The following is a 20314-nucleotide window of genomic DNA, read 5'->3' on the forward strand; positions in this document are numbered from 1 at the left end:
TATGTAGAAGCTATGCAATAGTCAAGCTAATCACTTTTTTGGCAAGCTAATTAAATGCTGAGAAAGCGTTAACTTAGCGCTTTGGTTTTATTGTTACCGTCGAGTTATTCGGCGGTTTTTTTTATTATTTATTCCCCAAAAAGCTTGTTATTGTCAGCTAGTGCTGACGCTATCGATTTTAGTTGTTTGCAGCCAATAAATGCAAAATTGAGGTAAACATTGTATGTTTATCGCGTCATAACTGGTATATGCTAAAAAGAAAATAGCTTTCGAGAGTGAACGTAACGCTCACCTTAGCCAGAGTTCAGGTTAATATAACAATAAAAACTTCCAGTAAAGACCTCAAGGAATTATCAAACATGTCAACGAAACATACTTACTATGCCCCAACAGGTGGTTTACCACCGCAAACGCAATTAATATCCGATCGTGCAATTTTTACTGAGGCTTATGCCATTATCCCTAAACGCGTGTTAACCGATATTGTTATCAGTTATCTGCCTTTTTGGGAAAATATGCGTATGTGGGTTATTGCTCGACCATTAAGTGGTTTTTCCGAGACTTTTTCGCAATATATTGTTGAAGTTGGCGCAAATGGTGGCTCAAATAAACCTGAACTCGATGAAAGTGCTGAAGCTGTGCTGTTTGTTGTTGAAGGTGAGATGGAGGTTAGCATTGAAGGCGTTACACATCAGATGCAAACGGGAGGTTACGCATATCTACCCGCTGGCTGCAAATGGACAGTCAAAAATAACAGCAACGAGAAGGTGAAATTTCATTGGATCCGCAAGGCTTACCAAGCCGTTGACGGCATCGATGCACCGGAGCCATTTGTTACTAGTGATAATGATGTTGAAGCGATTGCCATGCCAAATACTGATGGCGTTTGGCAAACAACTCGTTTTACTGAGCAATCAGATATGCGCCATGACATGCACGTTAATATTGTCACTTTTCAGCCCGGTGGTGTCATTCCTTTTGATGAAACACATGTTATGGAGCATGGACTGTATGTATTGGAAGGTAAGGCGGTATACCACCTTAATGGTGAATGGGTTGAAGTAGAAGCAGGTGACTTTATGTGGTTACGGGCTTTTTGTCCGCAATCTTGCTATGCCGGTGGCCCAGGGCCGTTTCGATATTTACTTTACAAAGACGTCAATCGACATATGCCATTTATTCGTCCAAAGAACTAATGTTTAACCTTAACTCTATAATAACTTGGTAATAGTCTGGCAGGTGCTTAACCTGTACTACGAGTTGGTTAGTTATATGTATTGTCATTTTACTGTTATTAACCGCTAGTTATCTACTAGCGGTTCAATTTTCTTCTGCTGTTCAAACGATAGCTTTTCTCAGTATTTATTGGCTTTTTTATCAAATTAAGCGCGCAACGTCGATTAGCGCTATTATAATTTAGCTATGGCACTTTATCTTAAAAATGTCGATTTAGCTCTTTGTTAAGCGAATAGCTATGTAGTTTTTTACTTGTTTAATCGTGTCATTGCAGTCAAATAGTCATAAAAAACCTTCATTGTATTCATAATAAATGCCAGTAATTTATAATTTGACACTTGTGTCAGGTTTTTATTCTGATATATTTGCTTATTCGGCCATTGTTCATGTAATAAATTGATAATCTAACAGCGGATACCATTATGAGCCTAAGTATGAGCCCAAGTGCAGTACGTTTTCTATTAAACAACGATGTTGTAGTACTAGAAAACATTGACCCCAATTTAACTGTTTTGCAGTATTTACGTGATGAGCGCTTTAAAAGCGGCACCAAAGAAGGTTGTGCTTCGGGTGACTGTGGTGCTTGTACTGTAGTACTTGCTGAGCTTAGCGAAGATAACCAAGCGCTGAATTATAAATCAATCAATGCCTGTATTAGCTTTGTTGGGTGTTTGCATAGCAAGCAACTTATTACCGTAGAGCACTTAAAACAAGGGGCTAAATTGCACCATGTTCAGCAAGCTATGGTTGATAATCATGGTTCGCAATGTGGTTTTTGCACACCAGGTTTTGTGATGTCGTCATTTGCTTTACACAAGCAAAACAACACACCTGATCGCGCACAAGTGCTTGAAGCGCTAGCCGGAAACCTTTGTCGTTGTACAGGGTATCGCTCGATAATTGATGCCGCGTTAACCTCAAGCCAACACGCTGAGGCCGACTCTTTTGAACAACATTATCAGCGAACATTACAACAATTAATTGACTTTAAAAGCTTACCTTCAGCTCAGTTCTCCCATGCCGAGCATCATTATTTTGCTCCCAAAACAGTGACTGAATTGGCGGATAAGTTATTAGCCAGCCCTAATGCAACATTGCTTGCAGGCGGCACTGATTTAGCCTTATCAGTAACACAAAACTTAGCAACAATTGCAGATCTGGTTTATTTAGGTGATGTGGCTGAGCTGCATACGTTAGCAGAAAATGATCACGAGTTTATTATTGGCTCCGCCGTCCCTTATAGTAACTTTACCCCAATGCTAGATAACGAATATCATGAGCTTGGCGAAATGATTGAACGTATCGGCTCTAGGCAAATTCGCAACCATGGTACGTTGGGCGGCAATATTGGTAATGCCTCCCCAATTGGTGATATGCCACCGGCCTTGATTGCCTTAGGTGCTGAAATCAGCTTACAACGTGGTGATGTTGAGCGAAGAATAGCACTCGAAGACTTTTTTATTAGCTATAAGAAAACCGTGTTAAAAGACGCTGAGTTTATTAAACATATTTACATTCCGAAAGCGAAGGAGAGTCAAATGTTTAAGCTGTATAAAATTTCAAAGCGTATTGACGATGATATATCAGCAGTTTTAGCGGCATTTTTCTTAGAAATTAAAGACAATATTATTACCGAGGTACGCATTGCATTTGGCGGCATGGCAGAAATTCCGATGCGAGCTAAACAGTGTGAAGCTGCCTTATTAAATAATCAGCTGTGCAGCGATAGCATAGCTGCGGCCCAATTTGCTTTAGCACAAGATTTTCAACCGATGTCAGATGTGCGTGCGAGTGATAAATATCGTATGAAAGTGGCACAAAACTTACTGCAAAAATGTTACTTAGAATTGCAAAATAAAACCATTGAAACTCGGGTAGTTAATTATGCGTAACCTTATCGATACTGATCATTCTAACCAAACTATAAACAAGGCGGTAAGCACTGTTGGCTTGGGTGGTGTAGGCCGTTCAAAAAAACACGAGAGTGCTGATAAGCATGTCAGTGGTGAAGCGCTTTATATTGATGACAGACCCAGTTTACGCGGGCAATTACATGCCGCTGTTGGTCAAAGTACGATTGCCCACGGCATCATTAAACATTTAGATTTATCTGCAGTTAAAACAGCAGAAGGTGTGGTTGCTGTGATCACCGTCGATGATGTACCAGGTCATACTGATATCGGACCGGTATTTCCTGGCGACCCAGTGTTAGCGCTTGGTAAAGTAGAATATATTGGACAGCCAATATTTGCTGTTGCGGCTACTAGCTATGATTTGGCGAGAAAAGCAGTCAAATTAGCAAAAATAGCATATCAAGAACTTGACGCGGTTTTAAGCGTAAAAGATGCGTTAGCAAAGCAAAGCTTTGTTCGCCCGCCATTTACCATGCGCCGTGGTGACTCAGCTACAGCTATTGCGCAAGCTGAACATCAATTATCGGGCGAAATATCGGTGGGTGGCCAAGAGCACTTTTATCTTGAAGGGCAAGTGTCAACGGCTGAGCCGACAGAAGATGGTGGCATGACGATATTTTCTTCGTCGCAGCACCCAAGTGAGGTGCAAAAACTTGTTGCTGAAGTCTTAGACATTCCGCTGAACAAAGTGATTGTTGATACTCGCAGAATGGGTGGCGGTTTCGGCGGTAAGGAAACACAAGCGGCTCCTTGGGCTTGTATCGCAGCATTGTTGTCTAATGTCACTAAACAACCGGTTAAGTACAAACTCAGCCGCACAGATGATATGTGCATGACAGGCAAACGTCATCCTTTTGAAAATAATTATCAGGTGGGCTTTGACAGCAACGGCCAAATTAAGGGAATTAATATCGAAGTTAATGGTAACTGTGGTTATTCACCTGACTTGTCTGATGCCATTGTTGATAGAGCGATGTTTCACTCTGATAACGCTTACTTTTTAGACCAAGCAACGGTAACGGGTAACCGTTGTAAACTCAATACCGTATCGCATACAGCTTATCGCGGCTTTGGTGGTCCACAAGGTATGATGACCATTGAGATGGTGATGGATGATATCGCGCGCTATTTGGGTAAAGACCCATTAGCTGTCCGTAAAATAAACTTGTACGGTACAAACGAACGTAACGTTACCCATTATCATCAAACCGTTGAACATAATAAAATGGCAGAATTAATTTCGTCATTAGAAGCCAGTTCAGACTATCAAGCGCGTCGAGCAAAGATCACAAGGTTCAATAATGAAAATACCCTCTTGAAAAAAGGCTTGGCGTTAACGCCAGTTAAATTTGGTATCTCATTTACAGTTCAGCATCTTAATCAAGCGGGTGCGTTAGTGCACGTATATACAGACGGCACCATACATTTAAATCATGGTGGCACTGAAATGGGCCAAGGTTTATATACTAAAGTTGCGCAAATTGTTGCAGAAGAATTTCAAGTGGATGTTGATACCGTTGGCGTGTCAGCAACGCGAACCGATAAAGTGCCTAATACGTCGCCTACTGCAGCATCGTCGGGCACCGATTTAAATGGTAAAGCGGCGCAAGCGGCTGCGCAAACCGTAAAAGCACGGTTAATTGCTTTTGCTTGTGAAAAATATCAGGTGGATGAAAGCGCAGTAAAATTTAGTCATAACCAAGTGGTTGTTGGTAGCGAGAAATTTTCTTTTGCTGAGTTTGTTCAGCAAGCGTATATGGGGCGAGTATCGTTATCTTCGACTGGCTTTTATAAAACACCGAAAATTCATTTTGATCGCGAAACAGGCAAAGGTCGACCGTTTTTTTATTACTCAACTGGGGCTGCGGTATCTGAAGTGTTAATTGATACGTTAACAGGTGAGTATAAATTATTACGTGCCGATATATTACATGATGTGGGTCACTCACTTAATCCTGCTATTGATATTGGCCAAATTGAAGGGGCATTTATTCAGGGCATGGGTTGGCTAACCACTGAAGAGTTAATGTGGAATGAGCAAGGTCGTTTACTCTCCAATAATCCTGCGACTTATAAAATTCCAGCCATCAGTGATACACCGAGTGATTTTAGAGTAAATTTAGTGCCTGATGATCCTAATCGCGAGCATACCATTTACAACTCAAAAGCGGTTGGTGAGCCACCGTTTATGCTCGGGATATCAGTGTGGTCAGCGCTTAAAGACGCCATAGCAAGTGTGGCAGACTACCAATTTAGCCCCGCGCTTGATACTCCAGCCACACCTGAACGCGTGCTTTGGGCTGTAGAGGCGATGAAAGAAAAAGCGACAAAGAAAAAAGCAACAGCTTAGGCGAATATCATGAGCAATAATTGGAGCAGTGCTAGCTATAAATTAAATAAACAAGGTCAAGCCTATGTGTTAGTGACCCTGGTCGGTGTTGCGGGCTCAACACCTAGAAATAGTGGTACTAAAATGGTGATCAGCAAAGACGGTGTTTTTGACACTATTGGTGGCGGCCATCTTGAACACAAAGTGATTAAACACGCTAATAATATGCTAACTGACGGTAAAAATGCTCAACATATTGAGCACTTTCAATTAGGCAGCCAATTAGGTCAATGCTGTGGTGGCAATGCTAGCGTGTTATTTGAATGCTTTGCTGCTACTGGGGTTAATATTATGTTATTTGGCGCAGGTCATGTTGGCAAAGCTTTAGTACCGATATTAGCGCAGCTACCTTGTCAGGTAACTTGGGTTGATAGCCGAGCCGAGCAATTCCCAGCCAATATTGGAGATTATGAAAATGTTGTAATGCTCATTAGTGATTCACCTGAGTTTGAAGTCGATAGCATGCCCGCTAACAGCTACTTTATTGTCATGACGCATAATCATCAAATGGACTTTGATATTACACAAGCGGTTTTAAAACGAGCTGACTTTCACTACTTAGGCTTAATTGCTTCTGAGACAAAATGGCGCCGCTTTCAGCAACGCTATAAACATCGAGATATTGCTGCAGAGCAAGTAGCGAGAATGAATTGTCCGATAGGTTTACGCCAAGTTGGCGGTAAGTTACCTATTGAGGTTGCCGTGTCGGTTTCAGCCGAAATTATTCATACTTATCAAGTACAACAAGCGAAACTCGCTAAGCAAGAACAAGCACGTGCCAGTTTAGCTTTTGCGCCAAATAATCAACAACATGCGAAAGTAAAACCCGATGTTAAGATGAGAGCTAAATCGCAGCAGGGTATTCATTGGCAAGCGCTTAAACCGTTAATTCCTGCTGATTAGGATTTTGGCAAACGCCTTGGCTGTATGAAAGGTTAGCGGTATGACATATCGGCTAGAGTTAACATGAGTAAACATGGAATTAAATAAGAGGAGTAGCAAGGTGTCGCATTTTGCCCTGCAAAGTAAAAATGTCATCGTTAATGATAACGGTAGCAGTGAAATGGTTGCTGCATGTGTTGAAATCAAAGATCAGCTTATTCATGCTATTCATCCCTATGGTAGTACATTGTCGTGTCAGGTGATTGATTACGCTGAGCATGTGATTATGCCTGGCTTAGTTGATTCACATGTTCATATCAATGAACCCGGTCGTACTGAATGGGAAGGTTTTAATACCGCGACACAAGCAGCAGCTGCTGGGGGTATTACGGCTTTGGTAGACATGCCGTTAAACTGTATTCCAGTGACCACTACTAAAGCGGCATTCGCGGAAAAACTTGCTGCTGTTGATGATAAATTATGGGTGGATTGTGGTTTTTGGGGTGGAGTTATCCCACAAAATATTGCAGATTTAGACGACTTGCTTAATGCTGGCGTATTGGGTGTTAAGTCTTTTTTAATTGATTCTGGTATTGCTGAGTTTCCTAATGTAGCAGCGAAAGATATTCGTGCAGCTATGCCGATTTTAGCCAAGCATGATGTACCTTATTTAATTCATGCTGAGCTTGATTGTGGTGGTTTTAATCATGCTGTTATCAATGAAAAATATAACAGCTTTTTAGCGTCACGGCCGAAAAAATGGGAAAATGATGCCATTGCACTTATGGTTGAGATGGCACGTGAATCAAAAGCTAAAGGTGATGATTGTAAGGTCCACATTGTCCATTTATCGTCTGATGAAGCGTTAGCGACGATTGCTGATGCTAAGCGCGAAGGCTTACGTTTTAGTGCGGAAACGTGTCCGCATTATTTAACCCTTGCTGCAGAGCATATTCCTGATGGTAAAACACTTTTTAAGTGCTGTCCGCCCATTAGGGAAGAAAGTAATCGTGAACATTTGTGGCAGGCCGTAAAAGACGGTCGAATAGATTTTATCGTGTCGGATCATTCGCCTTGTACGCCGGAACTAAAGCATATTGATACCGGCGATATTGAAAAAGCTTGGGGCGGCATTTCAGCACTACAGTTTGGTTTGCCACTTATTTGGACTCAAGCAAAAGAGCGCGGCTTAAGTTTAGTTGATTTGGCACGTTTAATGTCGAGTGAAACCGCAAAGTTTGCGGGTTTAAACACCATTAAGGGGCAAATAAGTGTTGGTTTTCATGCTGACTTTTTGGTCTTTGATGCCAATAAAAGCTACACCATTACCAATGATATGATCAAGCATCGTCATAACATCACGCCCTATGCGGGTCGCCGTGTGACAGGACAAATTTTGCATACTTATGTACGTGGTCATCATGTCTACCAACAAGATGAATTTCTTGATTCACCCGTAGGTCGACCATTACTAAAAGGTCAACTTTAAGTATTAAATCAAACTAAGTTGTCTGCCTACGAGTTAATGGAGCCGTGCGATTTAGTCGCGGTTAAAGTAAGTAACACTCAGTGTTACTGGAGATAAAATGAATTTAACACAGTTGAATAGTTTACCTATTAATGAAGCAAAACAATGCTTTATGCAATGTTGTACATCAAGCGTTTGGGTTGATGCCATGGTAAAAGCACGGCCTTTTGCTGATAAGCAAGCCTTAGCTGAACAAGCAGACTCAGCTTGGCAAGACTTGACTGAGCACGACTACCTAGAAGCCTTTGAAGGCCATCCGCAAATTGGTAATGTCGATACGTTAAGAGCTAAATATGCCAATACTAAAGCTCTTGCTAGTGGCGAACAACGCTCGGTCAATAATGCGACAGAACAAGTCATTACAGCGTTAGCTCAAGGTAATGCCGATTATTTGGCAAAATTTGGCTTTATTTTTATTGTTTGTGCAACGGGTAAAAGCGCTGAGCAAATGTTAGCGCTATTACAAGCACGATTACCTAATGATAGAGCGACAGAGTTGATTAATGCAGCGCAAGAGCAGCAGAAAATATTTCACTTACGATTAGAGAAGTTACTATGAGCCAAATAACCACCCATGTACTTGATACCACTCGCGGTTTACCTGCACCTAACTTACCAATTACCTTATTTGCTCAAACGAGTAACGGTTGGCATAAATTGGCGTCAGGTATAACAAATACCGATGGTCGCGTTGCCGGTTTACTCGCAGATGATGTTGTACTCGCTGCGGGAATTTATCGTATGCACTTTGCCACTAAGACTTATTTTGCTGCCAATAATGAACAAGGTTTTTACCCTTATGTTGATATCGTTTTTGAATTAGATGGCAGTGGCAAGCATTATCATATTCCATTGTTATTAACAGCGTTTGGCTATTCAACTTATCGTGGCAGTTAACGTTAGTACTTGGAAGTAGTGATGACTAATAAGATACAGACGATCACCCCAAAAGCATTGACAAGTCATGCTTTTCGCGCTTTTGGCGATGTGATAGAAGCGCATGACGATAATCATAAAATTACCATTAATGACGGCTATACCCAACGTTATCATGATTTAGCTGAGGTAGACGTTAATGATCAAGGTGGCCGTGCGTTAATTAATATCTTTCGTTCGACGCCGCTGGCACAACCGATTGCGATTAAAATGATGGAGCGACATCCTAAGGGGAGCCAAGCGTTTATTCCCATGAGTGCTAAGCCTTATTTAGTGGTGGTTGCGCCGAAGGGCGATTTTGATATTAATAAATTGCAAGTGTTTATCGCCCAATCTAATCAAGGCGTTAATTACCATAAAGGCACTTGGCATCACTTTTGTTTGGCGCTAGGTGGTGAAAGTGATTTTTTAGTCATTGATCGGGGTGGCGAAGGTGACAATTGTGATGTTGTTACGTTGGATGGTTCGTTAGTGATCGCGACAAGTTAAGACAATTTAAGACAAGTTAATGTAGGTCAGTTAACACTGACAAGTAAATAATGACTATCGCGAGTAAATTATAAAGTATTGTCGATAGGTAAATAAGGTAAAAACATGTTAAGAGTATATCGTGGTGAGCTGCTTCATTTTTTAGCAGATCCAGCAAAAGTTGCACTACAAGAAAGTTATCAGTATTTCGAAGATGGACTTATGATCATCAAAGATGGCCTGATTGAAAGCATTGGCGAGGCAAATGAGCTGCTTCCAACGCTTGATGATAATATTGACGTTACCCACTATAAAAGTGGCTTAATGATGCCAGGCTTTATTGATACCCATGTGCATTATCCGCAAACAGAAATGATCGCATCTTATGGTGAGCAGTTATTAGAATGGTTGGAGAATTATACGTTCCCATTTGAACGTCAATTCTCTGATCTAGAACACGGTAAAAATGTTGCTGAATTCTTTTTAAGTCAACTACTCGAAGCCGGTACCACAACGGCTTTAGTTTTTGGTACTGTTCATAAGGCATCAGTTGATGCGTTTTTTACTGTTGCCCAACAGAAAAAATTACGCATGATTTGCGGTAAAGTGTTAATGGACCAAAACTGCCCTGACTATTTATCAGATACTGCACAAACAGGTTATGACGACAGCAAAGCGTTAATAGAAAAGTGGCATAATACTGACCGTTTACAATATGCGATTACGCCGCGATTTGCGCCAACTTGTTCAACAGAACAACTTAATAAAGCAGGGCAATTGCTGGCTGAACATCCAAGCGTCTATTTGCATACGCATTTAAGTGAAAACAAAGCTGAAATTGCTTGGGTAAAAGAACTTTTTCCTGACAGCACTAGTTATTTAGATGTTTATGATAAGAGTAAATTGCTGGGCCGCCGTAGTGTTTTTGCTCATGGTGTGCATTTACATGATGAAGAGTGTCAGCGTTTAGGTGAAACTAATTCGGCCATTGCTTTTTGCCCAAGCTCTAATTTATTTTTAGGCAGTGGTTTATTTAATTTACAACAAGCACAAAAATTCGATGTTAATGTTGGTTTAGGTAGCGACATTGGTGCTGGTACAACATTCTCAATGTTAAGTACGATTAACGAAGGCTATAAAACACAACAACTACGCCAAGAAAAACTCAGCCCATTTCAATCGCTTTATTTGGCAACTTTAGGCGGCGCACGCGCGTTAGATCTTGAAGGCACTGTAGGTAACTTTACACAAGGCGCGGAAGCCGACTTTGTGCTACTTGATTATCATGCCACGCCTTTAATGGCGCGACGTATGCAGCATTGCACAACATTGTCAGAAAAATTATTTATTTTAAGTATGTTAGGTGATGAACGTCACGTCAAAGCGACGCATATTATGGGTGAAAGAGTGACAGGTGAGCCCAAATAGCGAATTTATCTTTGCACTAACGAGGTAATAACGCTGTATTTGGTTAGTGCAGTTTGAGGCTGAATCAAACAAAAATAAAAATAATGATTATTTATACTAAGGAAAATTATGGATCCGTATCTTAATGAATGGCTAAATTTGGTAATTCGCTTTGCCCACTTGATAACGGGTATTGCATGGATTGGAGCATCTTTCTATTTTGTTTGGTTGGATAATCATTTACAAAAACCACCACAAGAAAAAGCCGATAAAGGTATTGGTGGTGATCTTTGGGCGATTCACGGGGGCGGCTTTTATGAAGTGGCAAAATATAAGCTTGCACCACCGAAAATACCTAGCACTTTACACTGGTTTAAGTGGGAAGCTTATACAACGTGGATCACCGGGTTTTTGTTATTATCTTTAATGTTTTATGTTGGCGCTGAAACTTATTTAATTGACAAACGAGTCGCTGATTTAACCCAATTACAAGCTATTGTATTGGGGATGGGGTCAATTGTTGTTGGTGTGGGTATCTATGAAACCTTAGTGCGCACCAAGCTGAGAAATCATGGCATTATTTTAGGCATTATTTTATTGCTCGTTGCCACGGGCTTAGCTTATGGTTTAACACAAATATTCAGTGCTCGGGGTGCATATATGCACATGGGCGCTATCATTGGCACCATAATGGCTGGTAATGTGTTTTTCGGTATCATGCCCTCACAACGGGCGTTAGTTAACGCTGTTAAAGCGGGTACAGCACCCGATCCTGCTTATGGCTTAAACGCGAAAGTACGTTCAACGCATAACACTTACACAACGTTACCTATTTTGTTCATTATGATTTCAAATCATTATCCAATGACTTTTAATCATAGCGCAAATTGGTTAGTGTTAATGGCGATCATCCTTATTACTGCAGCAGTAAGGCAGTACTTTGTTTTACGTCATTTTGGACAACAAAAACCGTTAATTTTAGTGGCATCTGTACTAGCCACTATTGTGTTAGCCTTTGCCATTGCGCCTCGTTCTGTTGAGTTGACGCCAATGCAGCAACAGCAAGTTGTCACTGATACACAAGTGAAGCAAATTATTGCGCAACGCTGTGGCTCTTGCCATTCAGAAACCCCTAGCGATGCTATTTTCACCATAGCACCGGCAGGTCTTGTTTTTTCGAATATCAGCTCAATAAAGCAATGGGGCCCACGTATCAAAGCACGGGTAATTGACGCCAGAGATATGCCATTTATGAATAAAACTGGCATGACTGAGCAAGAGCGTAGCCAATTAGCCAGCTGGTTAGCGAAGCTAGATCAAAAATAACCCAGTTTAAGCTAATTTAAATTAATTTAAGTTGCGTTAAATACCGTTTGCTTGGCTTTGATGGTTGAAACTATGACTAATTTGCTATTTAATAATCGACTTTATTAGATGGATGTGAATTTTCATTCTAATTTCTTGATTTTTATCTTTTAATCGGAGTTTTTGTGGCGAAAGAAAAAGTATCTGAAGGGAGTATTCGACAAAAGAATAAAGCCATTATCTTCAATGCGGCAAAGAAAGAGTTTGTTACTTACGGTTTTAAAGGTGCGTCAATTAAACGTATTGCTGAACGGGCCAATATTGCTCGCGCTAATATTCATTATTATTTTAAAGATAAAACAGACTTGTATCAGCAATTACTCAGTAGCATCATTGCGGTATGGAATAATGATTATGATACGCTAACCGCTGATAAAGAACCTAAACAAGTACTTAGCGACTATATTAGGGCAAAAGTGATGCATGCTAAGAACGATCCTGATGCCTCCAGAATATTTGCCAGTGAGTTGATTCATGGTGCCCCCGTATTAAATGAATATCTACATAGTGATTTTAAAATTTGGTTGCAAAGTAAGGTTAATGTTATCGAAACTTGGATAAAGCAAGGTTTGATAGATGATGTTAACCCTCATCATTTACTCTTTTTAATCTGGAGTTCAACGCAGCATTATGCTGACTTTAACGTACAAGTTGTCGCTGCATTGGATAAAGAGGCTATGAGTGATGATGATTTCGACGCAGTGGTGAGTTCACTGACAAAAATTATTCTCAAAGGTTGTGGTATTCAATAATTTTTTGTCTAGTTGTGTTGAGGGAAAATTTTATTTAACTACGACTAATCCTTTACATTAATATTCAATGTTGGAAATTTGTAGATGAATACAAAGCAATTTAATGCTTGGAAAGCGCTAAGAGAAAAAGGTAAATATCGTTTCTTTCTCGTCAATGGTATTTTGTCGTATGGCTTACCTATGCTAATCATTATGGCATTTATCAGTAAGCCATTTTCAGCTGGGTTTACGCTAACCGCCGCTATCATTCATGTTATTACTTGGTTGTTAGCTGGGTTATTATTTGGTGTGTCAATGTGGTACTTATGCGAATATCGATATAAAAAAGCACTTTCCTGTCGCACCCGTGCTTAAGAGCTTCTGCTTAGCGATAAATAATGCTGTTTTACTTTAGGATATATGATGAGTTTTTTTTACGGTTTTAGCAAAAAATCATGGTTTGAATTAGCGCCTATATTAACGCAATATGGTTATGATGCGCAGCGTATGAAAAGCTTTTTTGTTAAGTCTGGCGACTCATATACCTTAAATACTTCGATGAATAACATATCATCATGTACGGACCAACAATTTGCCATTGCTTGTGTGCTAGCAGCATTAGGTAATCCAACCTTGGCAACACAATTATGTCTTTGTCCTGAGAAATTTGTTGAGCCGGGCTTTGCAGAACAAAACTCAATGATGCTAGAAGCGAGTTTACGTCAGAAAAATACCGCAAGTGAGTGATTATTCCGATAGGTTTGTATTTTTGAAGTCAATATTTAGCGGTCAGCTTTATGTGAAGTAGAGTTAAATTTAGATTATGGAGTTAGGTGTTTACAATGTCAGTAACAAAAAATATCAGCAAAAATAAGCTAGCTGATGAAAACAAAATTGTAGTTGATGAAAATAAAAGCAGAAATGAAACGCTCACTGCGGAGCTACATTTTGAGCTATTTAAACAGTATGCTTGGCTCTCATCAGCGGTAGTGGGTGCGATCATTATTCTAATACAGTTGAAGGCTGTTGCGATTGAAACCGATATATATTTTGCTTTAGCGTTATTAGCCTTATCAATATTTTTCTCCCTTGTGGGCCAAGATCATATTGTAGACTCGTTACTTAAAGGACAAGATATTTATCAAACATCTAAAATGTTAAAGTTGATCAGGTGGGCTTCGTTAGGTTCTTTGGGCTTGGGCGCAGGATACTTTACCGGACAATTAATTTAACCATGGTATTATGTTAGCTATACCCAAGCCACTTAAAATGCAGTTTCAAGTGGCTTGGGTATAATGCGTTGTGTAACCGTTGAAATGGAATTTGGCTTTTAGGATGAAAAAACAACTATTTTTACTATGAGTCGTTAGTGCTGTTTTATTACAATGTTCGTTTTTTGCCAATGCAATATCCCTCGAACAAGCAATTCAGCAACGTACAAGTAATGTACAAGTTAAAGGCACCGGCACGGTTATTCGCTTATTAAAAGGTGATAATCGGGCATCTCGCCACCAGAAATTTATACTGAAATTAGCCTCAAATAAGACTATTTTAATTGCTCATAATTTTGACTTAGCGCCAAGAATTAATGCCATTTCTACCGGCGATATAATAGCGTTTTATGGTGAGTATGAATGGAATAATAAAGGCGGAGTCGTGCATTGGACGCATCATGATCCCAATGGCCATCATATAGGCGGGTGGTTAAAGCATAATGGTAATACATATCAATAGTCTATAGAGAACTGGTTGTTATTTGCTTTATCTATTTAACTGATTGAAATTAATGAATAAAATCATTTAACGTTATATGTCAGCACTTTTATTTCATCAAAAAACGCCTAAATAAGCCTATCGGCTACCTTAGTATTAATGCAAGCGCAACATGGTCAGCGACTTTACTATTTCTTATGCTAATCATATTACACTTTAGTAAAGCGTAATGACTTTTTGCGCCGAGCATGGTCCGTGAACAAAAAAAGCACTATAAAATTTTGATTTTCAGTTATATATTACCTTTAGGTTATAAAAACTGAGTTATTGCTAAAGTCATTATTTTCCTAGCGTTAACTTAGCTGTTTAGCCCAACGATTATGATCCGCGATCGCGGTTGCTGCCATAAGTTACTAGCCAGAAGAGATGTCGCATGAAACTAGAGTCAATTGCTTTACATGAGGGTTACAAGTCGGAAGAAACCACCAAATCTGCCGCTGTACCTATTTATCAAACAACATCCTATACCTTCGACGATACTCAGCACGGTGCTGATTTATTTGATTTGAAAGTCCCAGGTAATATTTATACTCGTATTATGAACCCGACCACGGATGTTCTGGAAAAACGTATGGCGGCAATGGAGGGTGGCATTGGTGCGTTATGTGTTGCTTCCGGCATGGCAGCTATCACGTATGCGATACAATGCCTGTGCGAAGTGGGAGATAATATTGTTAGTACTAGTGAATTATATGGCGGTACTTATAATTTATTTGCTCACACGTTACCAAGACAAGGTGTTGAAGCCCGAATGATCTCGTATGATGATTATCAAGGCTTTGAACAAGCGATTGATGATAAAACCAAAGCCGTGTTTTGTGAGTCTATTGGTAATCCGGCCGGTAATGTTGTAGATATTGTGCGCTTAGCAGAAATTGCCCATAAGTATGGTGTGCCATTAATCGTTGATAATACGGTTGCAACGCCTTATTTATGCCGACCATTTGAATTGGGTGCTGATATTGTTGTTCATTCATTAACCAAATATATCGGTGGCCATGGTACCTCTATTGGTGGGGTAATTATTGATTCAGGTAAGTTTGATTGGGTCGCCAATAAAGCGCGTTTCCCGGTGTTAAATGAACCAGATCCCTCATATCATCATGTTGTTTATACACAAGCATTGGGTGCTGCGGCCTATATTGGTCGTTGTCGTGTTGTACCTTTGCGAAATACCGGCGCCGCCATATCGCCAATGAATGCTTTTCAAATTCTACAAGGTCTTGAAACCCTAGGCTTGCGTATGGAGCGCCATTGTGAAAATGCCGAAAAACTTGCTGCCTATTTGCAACAACATGACAAAGTAAAATGGGTAAACTATGCCGCTTTACCTGATAGCCCTTACTTTAACACTTGTCAGCACATCACTAGTGGTAAAGCCTCTGGTATTATCAGCTTCGGTGTAGATGGTGGAGTTGAAGCTTGTGCAAACTTTATAGATGCTCTGGAGATGATTTTACGGTTGGTCAATATTGGCGATGCTAAATCATTAGCTTGTCATCCTGCATCGACCACGCACCGACAGCTGAACGCTAAAGAGTTAGCATCAGCCGGGGTAAGTGCTGATTTGATCAGAATATCAGTGGGTATTGAACATATCGACGATATTATTGCTGATGTTAGACAAGCGCTCGAAAAAGCATAAAATGTGTTGCGCTTATCTCACTGATCTTAATTAGGGTGTCTAAAAAGTAATATTTATAAAACTAAGCATAAGCATAAGCTGAAGACAGATGAAAAAACGATGACCAGTAGACTTTGATTTTACCGGTCCATTTGGTGATGAAATGACAGAGGCGCTAACGGATTTAGCATCGTCAATTAATAATGAACTTGGGGTTATTTGGAAATATAGACCGAAAGTATTCAAGATCAATTAGATGTTGGCATTTACCTTTTTCAAGACCAGCACTCAGCACGTTTGAAAGTTATGGGTATTAAAGAGATGGGAGGGCATATTTGGGATATTAACTTTGCTTTATCACATATCAATAAAACGCCAATTGCTTAAATGCCTTGGTAGGGTTGGTTTGCTGTTACTTTCACCTTTGCCAATGAGTAGGTCACTAAGAGCATTTTAGTGACCTATGGATTATGCATCACTCAAGTAAAAGTAATTCCACGGTCAATTTATTTTACGAGTGTTTCTTTTAAGTAACTTAGTGCTTCAACTCTTGTTGCAAAAATATGCTCAGTTGGCACTTTGTCAAATAAATTGAGTTTATTAAAATCATCACGTACACGTTTACATATACTTGATAATATGACCTTTTTACCTTCTTTTTGATAGTTCATGATAATTTCTTCGATGGCAATGGTACTGGTTATACCAACAAAGCGAGCATCGGTTAAGTCAATCAACAGGGTTTTGTTTTCATCGACTTTAGAAACGCTCTGCTTTAAGCCACGTGCTACTCCAAAACCAATAGGCCCTGAAATGCTGAGCAGAAGCACATCATCATTCAGTGTTGTCAGTAGCGCTCTTTCTGTCTTTGATAAGTGTTCATCTTGGGCGGTAAACCATTTAATATTGTCTAATTGAATTTCTGATAAACGTCGTATGGTCACTAAATTTGCAATAAAGATACCCACTAACACGGCGGTAACTAAGTTAAAAGCAATTGCCATTACCATTGTTGATAGCATTAAGCTGACGCTAAAAAGTGGAATTTGATGGACACGCTTGAGAAAATTCCAATCAATAATATTAATGCCTACATGGGTTAATATTGCCGCTAGCACAACAACGGGAATGTAGGCGGTATATTCACCTGCCCATAAAACAATGGCGAGAATAAAAAGGGCATGTAAAATCCCTGATAAAGGGGTTGTGCCACCGGCACGTAAATTGGTTACAGTGCGCATGGTAGCACCACCGCCAGGTAAAGCGCCAAATAGGCCTGCAATAATATTACCAATACCTTGACCAACAAGCTCTTGATCAGAATCGTGCAGATCATTGCTAATACTATCTACCGTCAGTGAGGTCATTAATGAGTCTAGGGTACTTAATGTGGCAATAAGTAGGGCTGATTGCAGCATCTCACCGGCTAAGTCGCTATCCCAGGTAGGGAAGTTGAAAGAGGGCAGCTCACTTGAAATTGCACCAACCACCGGCATTTCAGTGCCCGACAACAAGTAAAAAAGGGTTGCCCCTAGCACGACAATAATACTTGCCGGTACCACACGGCTATATTGTTGTGGCCATAAAAATAGTACTAGTAAGCACAATAGTCCAACTAAGGTATTTGCTGTGCTGATAGTACTAAAAGATAATGACAACTCAGGCAACGATGCCCCAAACAGGGGTTCAATTTGCGATAAAATAATGAGTACGCCAATGCCGGATGTAAAGCCTGATATCACCGGGTATGATATTAACGTAAAGTATTTACCCAGCTTAAAAAAACCAAAAAGCATTTGAAACACCCCTGCTAAACTTACAACAGTAAAAGCGAGTGCTATGCCATGATCTGGCGATTGTGCAACAAAGCTAGTTAATATAGCTACCATAGCGATGGTTAAACCAGTGTTAGGACCTGATATTTGTTGATTTGTGCCACCAAATATTGAGGCAAATAACCCCGTTATAATAGCACAATAAATGCCAGCACTCGCTCCAGCACCTGATGTTACACCGAAAGCTAAAGCAAAAGGTAGAGCAACGATAGTTGAGGTTAGAGCACCAAAAATGTCACCCTTAATGGTTTGTTGATTAAAATGTGATAAGGAAAGCATAACGACCTAAATGAAACCTGATTGGAGGTATTTTTAAAATAAATACCAAAAGAAAATTATTAGCATGTCTACGGTATAGCAGGCTATGGAACTAAGTGGCAATTATATAATAAAAACTTAGTTCTTGACACTATTGACAGGTTTTCTCTATTCATTATAGGGTGGGTATATCAATGCCATAAAAAAGCTTGAACATGAATAAGCAATGTCGAACAAGTTATTGAACGCAAACAATACCTTTATGATTAAAGTACATGAGAATAATTATTTATTTAAAGAGATAAACCAGTCAGACTGTTAAATAGAAAATAAAAATAAATTAAACATATTTATCAACAACAAGAGAGCTGTCGTTATGGATGAACACGCGAGCAAAAATCATGGTGAAGACATGATGAACGTAGGGGCACTAGCGCGTTTTTTTAAACTGCCTGCGCATAATACCACCGTAAAAATTGAGCTTATGGCGGGATTAACAACCTTCGTCACTATGTCTTATATTATGTTTCTAAACCCTATCATTATGTCAAAAACTGGTATGCCGTTTGATGGCTTATTTTTAGCGACTTGTTTAGGTGCAGCCATTGCGACTATTTTGATGGGGCTTTATGCTAATTGGCCAGTAGGGCTTGCACCAGGTATGGGCTTAAATGCATTTTTTACTTTTTCTGTGGTGGGTGCAATGGGCTACAGCTGGGAAATTGCCTTAGGTGCTGTATTTCTATCTGGTGTTATTTTTGTCTTAATGAGCGTTACTCGGCTAAGAGAGTGGATGCTTGATAGTATACCAATGAGTCTTAGGCTTGCCATGACCGCGGGGGTAGGACTATTTTTAGGCTTTATTGGTTTACGCTTTACTGGCATTGTTATACCAGATGCTGACAATGTTGTTGCTATTGCGGATTTGACTCACTTTGGTTTTGGCGAATTTGGCCCAGAAGCACCAGCGTTGGGTTTTTTAAGTTTCTTGTTGATTACTATTCTAAGTTATCGAAAAGTGTTTGGTGCGGTGATTATTGGTATTGCAACCACAACCTTGATTGCTTTTATGATGACTTGGGTATTACCCGCCGACTTTTTTGTGGTCGCTCAAGCGGCTAAATCTTTTGCTCCTGCTTCTGGCTTTGTTAGCTATAATGGCATTTTGGCTGTGCCTGACTTTTCTGCTTTGACGCCCATTTTATGGAAAGCTGATATTGCTGGCGCATTCCAAGTTGCTTTGATCCCCGTTATTGTAACCTTCTTATTTGTGAATATTTTTGATACTGCCGGTACCTTAATGGGCGTTGCTGAGCGGGCCAATTTGCAAGATAAAAATGGTAAAATTCATGGCTTAAGTAAATCATTAAAAGCAGACTCAATTGCCTCTGTTATTGGCACCGGCTTTGGTTGTCCACCAGTAACGTCATATGTTGAATCTGCCGCTGGAGTTGCTGTTGGTGGCCGCACTGGTTTAACAGCTGTTACTATTGGCGTGTTGTTTGCTGTTGGTATGTTCTTTCTGCCGTTAGCACAAATGTTACCGGGCTTTGCCGTTGATGGCGCATTGATTTATGTTGCTATGTTAATGATGAGCTCTTTAAAAGGCTTAGATTGGGAAGATTTAACTGAATATGCTCCCGCCGTTTGTACGACGGTGATGATGGCGTTCACTTTCTCTATTGCTAATGGCATCGCTTTTGGTTTTATTACTTATACCGTTCTTAAGGTTGGCGCAGGCAAGTATCAACAAGTATCTAAAGGTGTTTGGGCACTAACTGTATTATTTATTGCAAAATTTATTTTTTTAACCTGATAGTTATTTAACGTATTATGATACAAGGCCTTTCTGTTGAAAGGTCTTTTTGTTTTTCATCAATGATAACGCAATATATTGTGCTAATAATATCATCACAATCTGATCTGTTTGATAGTATATTAGTCATATTCAACTGGTTACATTTTTCAG

18 protein-coding genes and 1 pseudogene are annotated in these 20314 nt (G+C 39.9%); 18 read left to right on the forward strand and 1 reads right to left on the reverse strand.

Translation table 11 applies throughout. The features are described 5' to 3' along the window. The first annotated feature begins 359 nt into the window (after positions 1-359). The 17 genes and pseudogenes from B0169_RS13700 (at position 360) to B0169_RS19690 (ending at position 16508) form a co-directional block, all read left to right on the forward strand. On the forward strand, positions 360-1196 hold the full coding sequence (locus B0169_RS13700) for a bifunctional allantoicase/(S)-ureidoglycine aminohydrolase (protein WP_077286677.1): 837 nt from the start codon (positions 360-362) through the stop codon (positions 1194-1196). Between the two features lie 462 nt (positions 1197-1658). Continuing rightward, entirely contained in the window at positions 1659-3128 is a 1470-nt protein-coding gene (xdhA, locus tag B0169_RS13705) for a xanthine dehydrogenase small subunit (protein WP_235838574.1), read from the forward strand. Further along, on the forward strand, positions 3121-5499 hold the full coding sequence (gene xdhB / locus B0169_RS13710; protein WP_077286679.1) for a xanthine dehydrogenase molybdopterin binding subunit: 2379 nt from the start codon (positions 3121-3123) through the stop codon (positions 5497-5499). Before xdhA ends, xdhB begins: the two co-directional genes overlap by 8 nt. A gap of 9 nt (positions 5500-5508) precedes the next feature. Then, positions 5509-6441 (forward strand): xanthine dehydrogenase accessory protein XdhC, encoded by a 933-nt coding sequence (xdhC, locus tag B0169_RS13715; RefSeq protein ID WP_077286681.1) that lies wholly within the window; start codon positions 5509-5511, stop codon positions 6439-6441. A 100-nt stretch (positions 6442-6541) separates the two neighbouring features. After that, the gene (allB, locus tag B0169_RS13720; protein WP_077286683.1) at positions 6542-7909 is read left to right on the forward strand and encodes an allantoinase AllB; all 1368 of its coding nucleotides are present in this window, start codon (positions 6542-6544) and stop codon (positions 7907-7909) included. Between the two features lie 97 nt (positions 7910-8006). Next, a complete protein-coding gene (gene uraD / locus B0169_RS13725) occupies positions 8007-8507 on the forward strand; it encodes a 2-oxo-4-hydroxy-4-carboxy-5-ureidoimidazoline decarboxylase (protein WP_077286685.1) in 501 nt (166 codons plus the stop codon). Further along, the gene (gene uraH, locus B0169_RS13730; RefSeq protein WP_077286687.1) at positions 8504-8845 is read left to right on the forward strand and encodes a hydroxyisourate hydrolase; all 342 of its coding nucleotides are present in this window, start codon (positions 8504-8506) and stop codon (positions 8843-8845) included. The genes uraD and uraH overlap by 4 nt, the downstream gene beginning before the upstream one ends. Before the next feature lie 21 nt (positions 8846-8866). After that, positions 8867-9373 carry an ureidoglycolate lyase gene (locus tag B0169_RS13735; protein WP_077286689.1) on the forward strand — a complete coding sequence of 169 codons (507 nt, stop codon included), beginning with the start codon at positions 8867-8869 and terminating at the stop codon, positions 9371-9373. 105 nt (positions 9374-9478) lie between these two features. Further along, entirely contained in the window at positions 9479-10780 is a 1302-nt protein-coding gene (guaD, locus tag B0169_RS13740) for a guanine deaminase (RefSeq protein ID WP_077286691.1), read from the forward strand. Between the two features lie 108 nt (positions 10781-10888). Then, positions 10889-12085 (forward strand): urate hydroxylase PuuD, encoded by a 1197-nt coding sequence (locus B0169_RS13745; RefSeq protein ID WP_077286693.1) that lies wholly within the window; start codon positions 10889-10891, stop codon positions 12083-12085. A 164-nt stretch (positions 12086-12249) separates the two neighbouring features. Next, positions 12250-12876: a TetR/AcrR family transcriptional regulator gene (locus B0169_RS13750; protein ID WP_077286695.1), complete on the forward strand. Its 627-nt coding sequence runs from the start codon at positions 12250-12252 to the stop codon at positions 12874-12876. Positions 12877-12960: 84 nt separating this feature from the next. Continuing rightward, positions 12961-13230: a hypothetical protein gene (locus tag B0169_RS13755; RefSeq protein WP_077286697.1), complete on the forward strand. Its 270-nt coding sequence runs from the start codon at positions 12961-12963 to the stop codon at positions 13228-13230. Between the two features lie 48 nt (positions 13231-13278). Further along, positions 13279-13602 carry a hypothetical protein gene (locus B0169_RS13760; RefSeq protein WP_077286699.1) on the forward strand — a complete coding sequence of 108 codons (324 nt, stop codon included), beginning with the start codon at positions 13279-13281 and terminating at the stop codon, positions 13600-13602. Between the two features lie 95 nt (positions 13603-13697). Then, positions 13698-14087, forward strand: coding sequence for a hypothetical protein (locus B0169_RS13765; RefSeq protein WP_077286701.1), 390 nt, complete (start codon positions 13698-13700; stop codon positions 14085-14087). A gap of 151 nt (positions 14088-14238) precedes the next feature. Beyond that, a pseudogene (locus tag B0169_RS13770) lies at positions 14239-14589 on the forward strand (DUF3465 domain-containing protein); the annotation flags it as partial. A 412-nt stretch (positions 14590-15001) separates the two neighbouring features. After that, positions 15002-16273 (forward strand): O-acetylhomoserine aminocarboxypropyltransferase/cysteine synthase family protein, encoded by a 1272-nt coding sequence (locus tag B0169_RS13775; RefSeq protein WP_077286703.1) that lies wholly within the window; start codon positions 15002-15004, stop codon positions 16271-16273. Between the two features lie 142 nt (positions 16274-16415). Further along, complete coding sequence (locus B0169_RS19690) at positions 16416-16508, forward strand: hypothetical protein (RefSeq protein ID WP_328589023.1); 93 nt, start codon at positions 16416-16418, stop codon at positions 16506-16508. Positions 16509-16758: 250 nt separating this feature from the next. On the opposite strand, the gene B0169_RS13785 is transcribed toward B0169_RS19690, so the two are convergent. Then, entirely contained in the window at positions 16759-18366 is a 1608-nt protein-coding gene (locus B0169_RS13785; RefSeq protein WP_077286705.1) for a SulP family inorganic anion transporter, read from the reverse strand. Positions 18367-18721: 355 nt separating this feature from the next. Here B0169_RS13785 and B0169_RS13790 point away from each other — a divergent pair, with 355 nt between their 5' ends. Continuing rightward, positions 18722-20161, forward strand: a complete 1440-nt coding sequence (locus tag B0169_RS13790) for an NCS2 family permease (RefSeq protein WP_077286707.1) — start codon at positions 18722-18724, stop codon at positions 20159-20161. The last annotated feature ends 153 nt before the right edge of the window (positions 20162-20314 follow it).

This window comes from Cognaticolwellia aestuarii (assembly GCF_002000025.1).
GTDB lineage: Bacteria > Pseudomonadota > Gammaproteobacteria > Enterobacterales > Alteromonadaceae > Cognaticolwellia > Cognaticolwellia aestuarii.